Annotated in this window: 13 protein-coding genes; 8 read left to right on the forward strand and 5 right to left on the reverse strand. The window is 39.2% G+C overall.

Annotated features, from left to right (window positions below; all coding sequences use genetic code 11):
• Positions 1-52: 52 nt before the first annotated feature.
• Positions 53-556 (reverse strand): YoqH family protein, encoded by a 504-nt coding sequence (locus tag H2R00_RS04315; RefSeq protein ID WP_182070528.1) that lies wholly within the window; start codon positions 554-556, stop codon positions 53-55.
• A gap of 115 nt (positions 557-671) precedes the next feature.
• Here H2R00_RS04315 and H2R00_RS04320 point away from each other — a divergent pair, with 115 nt between their 5' ends.
• From H2R00_RS04320 to H2R00_RS04335, 4 genes are all read left to right on the forward strand, one after another.
• Entirely contained in the window at positions 672-1,472 is an 801-nt protein-coding gene (locus tag H2R00_RS04320; protein WP_154999817.1) for an alpha/beta fold hydrolase, read from the forward strand.
• Positions 1,473-1,679: 207 nt separating this feature from the next.
• Positions 1,680-1,889 carry a hypothetical protein gene (locus H2R00_RS04325; RefSeq protein WP_154999754.1) on the forward strand — a complete coding sequence of 70 codons (210 nt, stop codon included), beginning with the start codon at positions 1,680-1,682 and terminating at the stop codon, positions 1,887-1,889.
• 235 nt (positions 1,890-2,124) lie between these two features.
• Entirely contained in the window at positions 2,125-2,373 is a 249-nt protein-coding gene (locus H2R00_RS04330) for a CotD family spore coat protein (protein ID WP_154999755.1), read from the forward strand.
• A gap of 304 nt (positions 2,374-2,677) precedes the next feature.
• A complete protein-coding gene (locus tag H2R00_RS04335; RefSeq protein ID WP_182070529.1) occupies positions 2,678-4,027 on the forward strand; it encodes an amidohydrolase family protein in 1,350 nt (449 codons plus the stop codon).
• A 174-nt stretch (positions 4,028-4,201) separates the two neighbouring features.
• Here H2R00_RS04335 and H2R00_RS04340 read toward each other — a convergent pair whose 3' ends face one another.
• The 3 genes from H2R00_RS04340 to H2R00_RS04350 all read right to left on the reverse strand — a co-directional run bounded on the left by H2R00_RS04340 (position 4,202) and on the right by H2R00_RS04350 (position 6,390).
• Complete coding sequence (locus tag H2R00_RS04340; RefSeq protein ID WP_182070530.1) at positions 4,202-4,846, reverse strand: DUF1796 family putative cysteine peptidase; 645 nt, start codon at positions 4,844-4,846, stop codon at positions 4,202-4,204.
• A gap of 154 nt (positions 4,847-5,000) precedes the next feature.
• A complete protein-coding gene (locus tag H2R00_RS04345; RefSeq protein ID WP_154999758.1) occupies positions 5,001-5,852 on the reverse strand; it encodes an SMI1/KNR4 family protein in 852 nt (283 codons plus the stop codon).
• Positions 5,853-5,952: 100 nt separating this feature from the next.
• Positions 5,953-6,390, reverse strand: a complete 438-nt coding sequence (locus H2R00_RS04350; protein WP_154999759.1) for a hypothetical protein — start codon at positions 6,388-6,390, stop codon at positions 5,953-5,955.
• A gap of 429 nt (positions 6,391-6,819) precedes the next feature.
• Between H2R00_RS04350 and H2R00_RS04355 the strand changes: the two genes are divergently transcribed.
• Positions 6,820-8,022 (forward strand): Ger(x)C family spore germination protein, encoded by a 1,203-nt coding sequence (locus tag H2R00_RS04355; RefSeq protein ID WP_182070531.1) that lies wholly within the window; start codon positions 6,820-6,822, stop codon positions 8,020-8,022.
• Positions 8,023-8,291: 269 nt separating this feature from the next.
• Here the strand turns inward: H2R00_RS04355 and H2R00_RS04360 are convergent, their stop codons facing one another.
• The gene (locus tag H2R00_RS04360) at positions 8,292-8,579 is read right to left on the reverse strand and encodes a YozQ family protein (protein WP_182070532.1); all 288 of its coding nucleotides are present in this window, start codon (positions 8,577-8,579) and stop codon (positions 8,292-8,294) included.
• Between the two features lie 567 nt (positions 8,580-9,146).
• Here H2R00_RS04360 and H2R00_RS04365 point away from each other — a divergent pair.
• From H2R00_RS04365 to H2R00_RS04375, 3 genes are all read left to right on the forward strand, one after another.
• Positions 9,147-11,429, forward strand: a complete 2,283-nt coding sequence (locus H2R00_RS04365; protein ID WP_182070533.1) for an asparagine synthase-related protein — start codon at positions 9,147-9,149, stop codon at positions 11,427-11,429.
• Between the two features lie 1,133 nt (positions 11,430-12,562).
• Positions 12,563-12,955, forward strand: a complete 393-nt coding sequence (locus H2R00_RS04370; RefSeq protein WP_176274627.1) for a YwqH-like family protein — start codon at positions 12,563-12,565, stop codon at positions 12,953-12,955.
• A 7-nt stretch (positions 12,956-12,962) separates the two neighbouring features.
• Entirely contained in the window at positions 12,963-13,241 is a 279-nt protein-coding gene (locus H2R00_RS04375; RefSeq protein WP_182070534.1) for a YwqI/YxiC family protein, read from the forward strand.
• The last annotated feature ends 2 nt before the right edge of the window (positions 13,242-13,243 follow it).

The raw sequence follows: 13,243 nt of genomic DNA on the forward strand, positions 1-13,243 counted from the left end.
AAAAAAGGCCGTAAGGAGCGTCCTGATGGAGCTTTTACGGCCTTTTTTTGAGTTAGCCCCTGCATCCTTGCAACGTCCCCTGCAAAACAGCTTGGCCGGCTTTTTTCGTCTTTGAATTGAAAGGGCGCACTTCGACTCGGGTATTCACAGTCAGCTCCGACGATATTTCGTCAAACTTGCCCGTCCAAGGACTTCCGCCAAACCAGCTCGGCGCGTCTTCCTGGACTTGATGCATGGTAAAGCGCCAGCTGATCTGGCCCGGTATCCGGGCAATTCCTTCAAATTGATCATAATCTCCAAATGAAGCAGGGGCCGGAAGCCAATCAGCGTAGATGCCGACGCTCTGCCGTTCCCTGACAGGACTCGCGGGGTCTTCGGTATACGGTTTCTTCACTTTCGCAATTAAAGCCGTTCCGCGGGCATTGGGAATATCCTGGGCTGGATGAAGAACAACGCTGCATGGATAAGGTACTTGTCCGGCCGGCTGTGCTTGGATTGCTGCCGCAGGCAGCATAAGGACAAGCAATATCGCCAGACTTCTCAGCAGTGCCACCATTGAACCACCTCCGTATCTTGAAATAGTCTAACCAGTCAGCCTTTTCACATTCTTCACATTCAGCCATCGGAGACATTCACCTATTTATATCTTGGGAGTATCTTATGGTAAAGACATGATCGGGGGCGACGGCGTGGGATACTTTATTCAGGCAGAAACAGGCGTTAATCTGTACGTTGAAGACATCAATCCTCAAAGCGGCAAAGCAATTGTATTTTTGCACGGCTGGCCATTAAGCCATCTGCAGTTTGAATATCAATTTGACGATCTTTCGCGAAAGGGATACCGCTGTATCGGCATTGACTGGCGGGGATTCGGGCGTTCGGATAAGCCGGCGACGGGCTACAATTACAACCGTTTGGCTGATGATATCCGTGCTGTTGTTGAGGCGCTTCAATTAAACAACTTCACGCTTGCCGGTCATTCAACCGGCGGCGCCATAGCACTCCGCTATATGTCCCGATACAGGGGCTCTGGGGTTTCAAAGCTGGTTTTGATCGATGCGGCGGCACCTGTGGGATTTACTGAAGAGACGGCAGCCAAATTGCTTCAGCAAGCGTCTAACGATCGTCCTAAGATGATGCGTGAAGTGACCGACACATTTTTCTTTCAATATATTACACAACCGTTCTCGGACTGGTTTTTTCAATTGGGATTGCAGGCCGCAGGCTGGTCGACAAAAGCGGTCATCGAAATGCTGAGAGATGAGAAACTGTATGAAGATCTTGGAAAAGTCGCTGCTCCGACCTTAATTATTCACGGTATTCAAGACAAGGTGATTCCGTTTGCACAAGCAAAGGAACTCAGCCGTAAAATAAGAAATTCATATCTTGTTCCGTTTCAATACAGCGGACACGGCCCGTTCTGGGAGGAACGCGAAATGTTCAATCGGATTTTAACGCAATTTATCGGTTGATTTTATATGGAGGAGCTGCCGCCACATAATGTTCAAAAAGTAGAAAGGAATATTTTGGATAATCATGTTATCATGATAATCACCGGGACTGCTTCTACAGCCTGAAGCGTGAAAAATACCCGAAGTGCAAGTTTTTTACCGGGGTGAATTTCCGTTTAGCGCAGAAGCAGAGGGGGGAATGACGTTTCTGAGGGGGAATGGGATTAAATGAAGTCAATTCAAGCAATCACCGTTCATTCAAAGCATTATGTTGTAGGTGAGCCATGCCATCCGCCAGGATTTAGAGACGAAGCGACCGTTATGAAAATTAGCGAAAAAAACAAGTTCTATGGATTAATCAGGGGTTTTGTTGTTCATTTTGATACGAAAACAGAGCTGCATATTCATACAGAGCCCGTCAAGGTTCATTGGAGGTGAAGGACATTAAGCGAACATTAAAGTATGTTCGTTTAATGTCTTTTTTTACTCCGGAAATAAGGGTATTCAACCGGCCGATGCTTCAGTGTAATAAAGCAGATTTTCCAAAAATGGTCTTCAGAAAATGAACGGGCGAAAATAGGGACAAAGTATAGGTACTTATGCAGTCGGGCTTTAGCTTTTCAGCATAATGTACTAGTGAATCTATAAAATGAAGGGAAAGGAGAATGTACAAATGTATTGCAAACGTCATGAGCCGCATGTTTATCCTACGAAATATTGTGAGGATCATAACTACTCAAAATCTGTCGTTCCTCATATTCATCCACAGCATACAAAAAAAATAGACCACCACAAATATGAACATGTTCATTACTATCCGCACACTTACTCACATCATAAGGATGTTTCGCATGAACACTATCATTGCGGAAAACCTTGCAAAGGCTATGAAAAAAAGTCGGACTATGGCCATTGCTATTAATAAAACCTTGATTGTACCTTATTCTGATCGCAGTTAACGTTTCACTTATTTCCAGACCGTAGAAAATACCCGGAAGGGGCTTTTTATGGTCTGTTCCCATTTTGAGAGGTAGTAACCGTGTATATCAACATATTTAACATAGGCTATAGCGAACACATGAGAATTGAATATAGCAAAACGAAAGAATGCAGGCGGAGTTCCAAGTTGCGGAATGCTTATTAATATCATTTATACCTTTTTTATATTAAACTGGTACATATAGGATGATGTTTTCTGAGTTGGCTGGGAAGAAAGGAGAACCATTATGCAAAAAACACTTTTTCAAAACGCAACGATTGTGACGCTTGATCCGCAGCTTCAAACGATCGAAAAAGGGGACATGCTGATTGAAGGCTCCGTCATTCTGGACGTTGCCGAGTCGATTGAATCGGGAGACGCAGAGATTGTTGATGCCTCCAATATGCTGATCATGCCTGGATTTGTTGATACGCACCGCCACGTATGGGAATCTGTGATTCGCGGAATCGGAGCCGACTGGTCCCTGCAAACCTATTTAAACCGGATTTATTATGGGAATTATGGATCGATGAGAAGACCTGAGGATGATTGGGTCGCGAACTATTTAGGAGCGCTTGAGGCGCTCGATGCAGGCGTCACGACTTTGCTGGACTGGACGATGATTGAATCGCCTGATCATACGGACCAGCTGATTGCGGGACTAAAAGACGCCGGCATTCGCGCAGTATTCGCTTTCGGAACATCTGGTGACGCCGAATATTGGGACAGAGACAGCGATCTTTCGAATATGGACGAAGCGAAACGGGTAAAAAAAGCATATTTTCAATCGAAGGATCAGCTTCTGACGATGGGACTTGCAATTCGCGGTCCGGAGTTTTCTTCATGGAAGACATCTGTCTTTGAAATCGAAACGGCACGGGAACTGGATGCCTTATGCAGCATGCATATTGCGTTTGGCAACTGGGGAGCGAAAGATCGTTCGATTGAGAAGCTGAATCAAGCCGGGCTGCTCGGTCCCGATTTAAACATGGTGCATGCCAATGCGATGAGTGAAGAAGAAATGAAAATGCTTGCGGCTCACGGAAGCTCTATTTCTGTGACACCAGAAATAGAGATGATGATGGGGCACGGTTATCCTGTTACAGGGCTCGCCCTGAAAAACGGGGTTCGTCCCGCACTTGGGGTTGATGTTGTGACATCGACGGGAGGAGACCTTTTCGCACAGATGAAATTTGCCCTTCAAGCAGAACGCGCAAAGCACAATGAAGAACTGCTGAGAGAAGGGATCATGCCGGGTCCTGAATTGAGCATTTCGGCCGAACAAATCCTGAAAGCGGCCACCATTGACGGGGCGAGGGCCTTAAGGCTCGATCATAAAATCGGCTCGCTTTCGCCCGGCAAAGAAGCTGACTTTATCATGGTGAAAACGGACAGCTTCAATTTGCTCCCTTTCACTGATGCGGTGGGGGCAATCGTCCAAAGCACGCACACCGGAAACGTAGATTCCGTATATGTCGCAGGAAAAGCGCTGAAACGAAACGGCCGATTGGTTGATGCAGATCTTGAAAAGGTGAGACAAAAAGCACTGGAAGCAAGAGATCATATTTTATCCCGATCCCCTGAGGGCGCCTTTTAATCTTTCCTTTGAAATTTTCAGTGATAAACTTGCCCTTGCTGGACTTCAGAAAGCCGCTCCTTAGGAATTGTTTCTGTTTGAAGACCAGCTTTTTAGTTTAGTTTTCAGAGAAGAGTATGTATGGAAAAGGTTGTGATGATGTTATAACCTTTTCCTGTCGCTCATAAGTTTTGATTAAAAAGGGACATAACTCACGCCATTAAGCATTTCTCTCCACAAATGATCATTAGACTGCCAGATTTCACGATCTGGAAGTGTAACCGCGCATATTCTTTTTAATGGCCAATTCTGCTCGACGATTCCTTTAACTTTTGCGTGATTGATAAGGAGAACCCTGAAGTCTTTTTGTACTAAATCCGATAATACGGACTCCAGTTCTTCAGCTTCCTTGTAGGTTCCGTTCGTTCTGACAAAAAGGACCCGATTAGCGGTTGACATCTTCTCATAAAATCTGTTGATTCTTCTATTGAATTTTTCCATCACTTCATCGTATGTGGCAAGATGTTCGAGTGTGTTTTTATCTGCTTTAAAATCATGTGCTGAATCGACATGATAATAATCATCTGTTAAAGAGATATAACGGTCAGTGGTATAAACACCTGTTGAGTAGCCTGTTACCCTTAGATTTAGAGGTGCCATAAAATTTGAAAAACGATTCTTTAAAAGGCGGTTCAGTTCGGTCAGGGAAGAGGTACCGACCCAGTCTAAAGGGCCTGCGTACGGCCTTAAGTTGTTTTTTCTAAGCTGAAGAGCAGTTAAACAAAGGTGGCCTAATCCGAAAATGGCATTATAGTCTCCTTTTATATCATTCAAATTCATAATCTAAACTCCTTTTATGGATTATTTCTATTTAGTATTCTATGTTTCATAAAAGGGTTGAGTAACAACAGTTGCCTACATTGAGGTCTCGGAACAGGAGAGTTTATAGAATGGGGCGGAACATAAATAAAAAAACAACATAAAAGTTGTTTTTTTAAAGGGAATCTTTTATCTGTAATAAAAGTATGTCGATATCAGAGTCATTCAAATTCTTTAGAATAGCTGCAATGTCTAAGACCAGCCTTCTTGTTTGTTCATTATCAAGCGTTAAATCTTTATGGTAGGAAATAATGGATTCCAAAACAATGGCAAGTTCGACACCATTGTCAATATTTGCTGTCAAAGAGCTTTCTTTTATTTTTGTCAGGAGCCAATTTAAATCATTCAAACCTTCAATAGGGTAGTAAAGAATCTGATGCAGATCGGCTGCCGAATTTTCAGTCAGAATTTGTTCAGCTTCTTCTTTTGTGATGGCATCTTCCGGATAGACATAGGGAATATCTGCATTCTCAGGATGTATGCCTTCGATATGTTCGCAGCCGTCATCATCAATGGAGTCATCTGTATAAAGTTTAGAGAGAAATTCTCCAAATGAATCGGCTAATTTAAAATTTTCTTCAAATTCTGAGTCAAAATAGTGAACGGGCGGATTTTCTTTCGTCTCCCTGTAGTCAAGCGCTATCCACGTATGGCCGTCACCATGAATAAGGATTAGGTTGTCGGGCAGTCCCCATTCTTTAATAAAGGCTTTACTCTCGAGAATTCCTTCCTTTTTCCCTAAGCCTAATAAGTAGTCAAACTGGACATGATCTTTAGCCCAGGAGGTGGGCCGTTCAGAAGGGAAAGCATTAAAATTGATATAGCCGCCGTTTTGTTCAAGTATAAGCGCTTTGTATTCCTCGGGAAGTTTCACACCTAACTTTTTTTCAGCTTTCAGAATGCCTCTCTTTGAGACGCTTTTTAAAGTGTACGGATCTTCGTCTTCATATTTCCAAAAGTTTTTCAAATGATTCCCCCTCATCCGTTTGTTGTCAGTAACAATAATGCAAAATTGTACTGATCAGGCCTTTTAGCTTGTATTGCCGTCTTGTAGTCTTTTATAACGGCTATCTTTGGCTGAAGGCCGAGAAATAATCATAAGTTTGCGGAATAGCTCCGTATGTTCCTTTAATGCGGATATCCTTACATTCACCTTCGGTATTCTCAAAGTAAAGCCTGTAGGTCCGAGGCATTAACGTGATGACATCCTGAGCAGTTCGGTCAGGCCAGTCCCCTTCAAAATCTTTAATGCTTAAGCTCATAAATCTGCCGGAAAGGTGCATCATCTGAATTTTAATCGTTGTTTTGCAGTTTTCTGCATTAAAAATCGTAAACTTGTAGCCAATATGCCAGTGAGAAACGTTAGAGTCGCTATAGGGAATGTCCTCCACATGAGTTCCCGTAAACGTAAGATTCAGCTTGTGCGGGAACGAATAAGCTTCAGCGCTGCTTCCAAAACTGAAAAATCCACAAACCAACACCGTGATCAGCAAAAAGCGTTTCATTCAATACCCCCTCCTTTTTCCATTTTATTGTAGCATAGATGGATTAAAAAAACGGAAAATTGTGTGAAGGAAAAGCACAAACCGAAAACTAAATCACTCTGCACGTTTGTTCGGTTTCGTATCGTTCAGCTTTTGCTCGTTTCGATGATTCACCAGACAGAAGCTCTCAAAGCAATAAACATAACTCTTTATAAATAAATCGCAAACAAAACTGCTAAACAGTCTTCATAATGTAATCGTTGCTAGCCACTTTGTTACCATTTTGTGTAAACGTCTGCCGAGAAGAAGTAGATGGAGCCGGAATCACGGCCTCTTAAATATATGGTTTTAATTACCGTATATATATAAATTGATCCAAGGAAAAAATAGGATCAGACCTTGTTGAAGCCAGGCAAATTTCCTTGATTTTTTCATGTGAGGAGCGGAAACATGAAACAGAGCACTTATAAGATCTGCTTTTTATTCCCAATAATGATTCTTTTTTTAACTGGATGCTGGAGCAGCCATGAAATTGAAGATCTCGGTTTGACTTTTGCTATGGGATTTGATGAAGGCCGAGAGACGGCACTTGAAAAAAAATTTGATAAAATGGGTGGAGATTACCCCAAAAAAGACCAAATAACCTTGACATACCAATATGTCAATCCGTACACAGCAGGGACCCAGATTGCGGGGGGAAGCGGCAGCAGTCAAAAACCGTACATTAACATATATGAAACAGGCGATTCCTTTCAGCAAATAGGCACTGAAGTAGCACTCAGGCAGGACAGGCCGGTCTTCAGCTCCCACTTAAAGGTGATCGTCATTGCTGCGGATTTGCTTCGTCCATATTCACTGAAGGAATTGCTTGATCAGGCTCTTAGGGACAATGAAATCAGACTGAGCACGCTTGTCCTTGTAACAAGAGGAAGAGCAAGCGATGCACTTGAACTGAAAGACGGCACCGGTAAAATACCCGCGTTTCACCTTAGCAGAATTATTCACAATGACTTTAGGGCGAAAAAAATTCTGCCTCCGATCACTCTTGCCAAACTGCCGGGCATGATGAATGCCGGAACCAGCTATTTGCTTCAAAACATCATCGGTGTCAACGGGGAAATCAAATATGCAGGAGCTGTAGCCATTAACGGAAAAACAAATAAGCTCCTTGGTTTTTTAGATGAAAAAGATTTAGACGGGATCATGTGGATCAAAGGACAAGGGGTAGGTGGTACTGTCAAAAACTATGATCAAAAAACAAAAAAATTGACGGCCATGGCAGTAGATCATCTTAAGAGTGAGATCAAGCCAGTCGTCAAAGGAAACCGCCTTTCATTTAAAGTCAATATTAATTCAGAGGCACACCTGGCTGAAAACTGGAATACAGCCGACGCAGAAATTGACAAAAATTATTTAAAAAGAAAGGAAGCAAGTGCGTCACAAACAGTGAAACAGCTGGTTGAGCAGATCACAGAAAAAATGCAGAGGGAATATAAAGCTGACCTTGCAGGCTTCGGTGATGAAGTGAGGATTCAATATCCCTCTCTTTGGAGAAAGCTGAAGAAAAATTGGGATGAAGTATTCACGGAGATTCCCATTCAATATGATGTGAACATCACGATTGAAGAATTTGGATCACAAAGTAGACATTAGCTTTAACATGACTTTATAAAGGTGCACTAATGACAGTGAGGGGATAGAGGGAATGGGTGAGAACGCTAGGGGGGATGAATAAACTTTTTTTGCAGACGAATGATATATAGAAATGGGCTGTAAAAAGACATTCGTCATCTGATCAAACAGACGCATTTTTATAATCCGGCTATAGATTTTGGCGTTGAACGAATCATTGATTAGAGGACAGTCATTTTTTATTCATTTCAAACGGAACTAACTTTAAAGAGTTAGTTCCGTTTGAATGGCTAGTCCAAATTTTGATCGATCGTTCCTTCAAAATAGTCATCACTGACCTGTTCATGAGTTTCAGCTAATCCTTTTTCCAATTGAGTAGTCCCTTCATAATCCGAGGGATCGAAATATTTTCCGGCCACATCCGTGGTGTCATTTATGTTTTCTTTGTTATCAGTTTCAGTGTTTACGTTTTCTGTCTTAGCATTGCTGTCTAAAGATTGCTGAGAATCATATTTCTTGTCTAGTGAAGAAAATCTTTTGTAATCATCCGGTCTGTCTGCTCCATTTTTTTGCGTCACATTAACCACTCCATATCCGAATTTTAAAGTGAAAAACTTGTAACCGCGGTATTTAGGGTCATCTCTTCGATGTGCTTAGGTTCATGATCTTTGCTTTTTTATTCACTACCTAAATGTTGAATTAATTTTATTTCGTTCACTCCTTTACGAAATAAATTGAAATATTAACTCGTCTTATTCTGTCTAGTAAGAAGTTATTCAATTCGTTTTTTTGCACGGTTTTTTTCCATTAGTGAAGAAAGGGCTACACGTTAGTATCAAGTTGTCTATATTATCCATGAATGATAGACGGAAATTCATGTCATATGAGGTTGATAAGGGATTAAAGCTTGAGAAAATCAATAATTTAGTGAACATCTAATACAAGGGGAAAAGTATCTAGGTATCAAAATAAAAGGAGTATTTAGAATTACTTAATAATTAAGATTGCAGTGGAATCTAATGAGCCTTTTTGATCATCACTGACTTCTTATGCATAATTTTATGAATTTTTCTTGAATAAAATGTCCCTTTTTCACCATAATGTGATAAAATAAATCATATTAGATAAGATAGTAGGTGTTGCATATGAAGGGTTTTTTATATCTAAATGAAAAACGAACCAAACATGTAAAAGCAGATTCCAATATAAAGAAAATTAAAGAGATTTTTTCACGTTTTTTTGGAAGAAATCATGTTAATGTAAATGAATTTATCAATGACAATATTGCTTTTTATAATTTCTCTAACGAATCTGTACCTATAAAATACAATTTTCCTCCATATCACTTCGGAATATCAGGAGACTTTTTAGGGGATGAATCTGAAGTTTTTAAAGGATTTTTGTCTAGCAATAATAAAGATGAATACCTATCAAATACAGGAGGCATTTTTGCATTTTCGGCATTTCGGGAGCAGGATAAGCGATTTATAGCTTGGAATAACGTAACAAGAGCTGAGCCAATTTATTGGTGTGATACTCCTGAAAGAATTGTGGTTGGAACTAAAGCACTCATAGTGCATTTAATTGCATATGAAATAAACAAACCTCAGTATGACATCAGTTCTTTTACTTCTTTTATAAATAATGGGTTTTATTGTGATGAAGCAACACCATTTAAAGGCGTAAATGTGTTGGAACGAAACAGTCGTATAGAGGTAAAGGAACACAAAATAACTATAAAGCAAATAGATGACTTTGATGATCAAATGTATTCGGTAGAGCCGAGTAAAGAGTATTACGACGAGATTACAGAACTTTTTCTTGAAAGCTTTACTTTTTTAAAAAAACAAAATACAACTTATAAAATTGGTTTAACGGGAGGGAAAGATAGTCGTTTAGTAGTAGCAGCAATGAATAGATTAGGACTTGATTTAGAAGCGACTACTAATGGATTTGAAGATACTCCGGATGTTGTTATCGCTAAACAAATATCTGATAGTTTAGGAATTCCCCACCATACGAAACTCCCTTCGTACAAGCAAAATATTATGAATGTGGATTTATATACAAGGGCCGTAAATGTGATAAAAAATACCGAAGGTATGATATTTTCATATGAAAATATTAATGGGCTTAAAGACGGTTTTGATACAGACAAAATTATTTTAGGAGGACAAGGGGGGGAACTCTTAAGAGGTGGCTATGCGAAAAATGCAAACATCACATCTAAAGAATCTCTTCAAAACTACCTTTTGTCAAACTTTTTCAAATACGAAAATATAATAACAGAAGAAGCATCCTTACGATATAAGGAATTTTTATTTAATTTTATTGATAAACATCAAACCCATTTAAATTACCACGATATATTAAACAGTTTTTACTTAAGCTATAGGTGTGGAAGGTGGTCTGCAACATCAAGATCAGCATATGCAATGGGAATGAAAAACTACCCTCCATTGTTTGAAGCAAGATTAGTCAAAAAAGCGCAGATGCTAAAAACACAATATTGTAGAGACGAGTATTTAATATATAATATTTTAATGAGAATTGCACCTGAGTTAGTGAATATTCCGTTTGCGGAGGATCGGTGGTATTTTGAAAAGCATCATCCCTATAGTAAACGGGATCTTACAAAATGGATCAGCCGAAAGCCTATATATGCAACAACTAAAAGAAGCGGATTCAATTGGAGAACAAATGTTTTAAGTAATCATAAAAAACAATTTCAAGAAATTATATTTTCCAATGAAAGCTCTCCTTTATTTGATATAGTAAATAAAAACGAGTTGAAGAAACTTTTTAACAAAGAAGGTAATTTTCTTGGTAAGTATGACATACTTTTGTGGAGTCTTTATACTGCAAGTGTATTGTTGTCTGATCATTGGTTTACAGGAGAAAAAGAAAATTCTAGAATGAGAATTAACATTCCGGAAAGTTCTAAAGTTGTTAAAAAAGGTGTTTTAAACGACATCAAACACATACCAGCAGACGTTTTAACATCATTGCATAAAAAGGTTAGCATATTCCAGATTGATAAAGTTACAAATTATATACAATGGGTAGATGGGCAAGAAGAGGATCGGCTTTATTTTGAATTATTCGACAAGCCTTTTGCTGTTCCTCCTTCGAAAAAATTTGAAAATGTATCATCAACCAAGGGATCCCAGATGGAGTTTTATTTCGAACTAGAAAAATATTGTCCGAATGACTTTTCTCTCGACATTTATTTTATCCAGTATGATAATGAAAAACGAATTTTTTCAGAAAAGACCACATTTAGAATCTTAGATCGTCAGAAATTCTATAGTTATAAAGTGAATCGTCATTCAAAAGCAAAATTTTTTAAGATTGCTTTCAAAATAGCTGGTGCAGAAAAAGACGGCGACTTTTGTATAAATCAAATGAGGATGCATTTTTACAGTTAAAGATTTTGCTGAACTTTATTTTTGAATTAAGAAGGTTATAAATTATATTCCGAGTCTTACCGTCAAGAAAATCTTATTAACTTTTTATATCTGAAAAGAAACCCTTAGGTTAGCCTGACGTCAGGCAGAAGAAATAAAAAAGTTGTTGCATTTTGGAGGGGGGGTTTACAGATGGAAAATGTTGCTCAAACATGCTTTCACAATAAATTCAGGAAAATGCTACGGTAAAAGAGGACCAAAAAATAAGATGTTCACTCATAGAAACAACATATTTTACATGAGACCGCTAAAGGCCACAAATTATTTGAAAAGAAATGAAAACAAAAAATAAATGTCATTCCTAAAAGATTTATTTGGTACATAAAACGACTGAAAATTTGATCATGAAATAATGTTTTTAAACGCAGGGGTGGATTAAAAAATCCGCAACCCTGGTATCAGGACTGTGTTTATCGCCTTTTTCCTAAGTTATTAAATGTGTAGCAGTTTATATTATATATGCTTCTCATAAAACATGCCCATAAATATTCCTAGTTGTAAAAATGTCAGCTTGCCCTAAACGTTAGTGATGAATTTTGGATTTACTCATTCATTTATCACTAAAGTTACAGAAGTATGTCATAATTCATGAAATTCGTTTTTTAGTAAACTCAACAACCATTGATAAACACTTGTAAAGAAGAAGAAATGGTCTTGCCATTCTAACTGATCTCGAAAACAAAGGATAGTCTCATCATTGATCTATGCTCAAAAGCAAATTAAGGGCTATTTGTATGAAGTTTAAAATGAAGATCGGTTTAGGGATTATGATAATAGGACTCGGCTTTCTCAGTCATTTTTCGAACAACGATGAGATGAACACAGCTTCAAGAAACATCACAAGCGCACCCAGTCATGATTTTGTTGTTTAGCTTAAAAATAAGTTTTGAATTATCTTTTTGCAGCCGTTTAATTAGCGGCTTTTTTTCATGCGCTTCAAACTTTCAATTAAAGAATAGGTTTATTGACCTGATCTTTAAGATTCATTTTGTTGGATTGAAAGGATTTATTCACCAATTTCTTTCCGTATAGTGGTAAACTCTTAGTTGGTCATTACTTTTGTCATGCATTTTTCGGGAAGCGAGGTGTTGCAAATGATTGGTTCAATCCTGGGAGAAACGCTGGCTTTAGATATCATGAAAGTTGATTTATCGATGAAGAAAGAATTTTTGGCAGAGCTGAAAGCCTGCCGCAAAGAGCTAGAAAAAGACAAAACAGAGTTCTCTGACTCCAAAAAGACGATCACAGAACCACAGTTGTCGTCTCATACGTGGCAAGGCAGCCTTGCTGACTCCTTTGACCGTATTCGAGACCTAATGAAGACTGCCTACAATGACATCAGCGGAAAACAGCTTTCTGATGTTTTAAGTAAAATCGATGAACGAATCAAATCTTTACAAGAAGATATTCATTCGCTCAGCCAAGAAGTCCGTTCTTTAGAGAAAAAGATAGAGAACGCGAAGCGAGAAGCGCGAAATAAGGAGTAAATGAAAAATGGGTCAAGAAATAAAAGTAAATACCGGAGAAGCCAAACAAGCGCTTTCTAAATTGAAGCACTCCAGCCATTCAATGAATGCGTCGGTTCCGACAGATATCAAGGGCCGGAATCACCTTGATACGACGAAGAAGATAGAGGAATTGAATCAGACGATCAATATGATCGCTTCTTCCTATGCCTCTGCCTTCTCAAAACAAGTCGCCCAAACGGAATCGGCAGTTGACGCAATGATGGACACCGACAAACAGCTGGCTTCATCGATGAAAACAAAATAGAG

Source organism: Bacillus haynesii (assembly GCF_014042035.1).
In the GTDB taxonomy this organism is placed as follows: domain Bacteria; phylum Bacillota; class Bacilli; order Bacillales; family Bacillaceae; genus Bacillus; species Bacillus haynesii.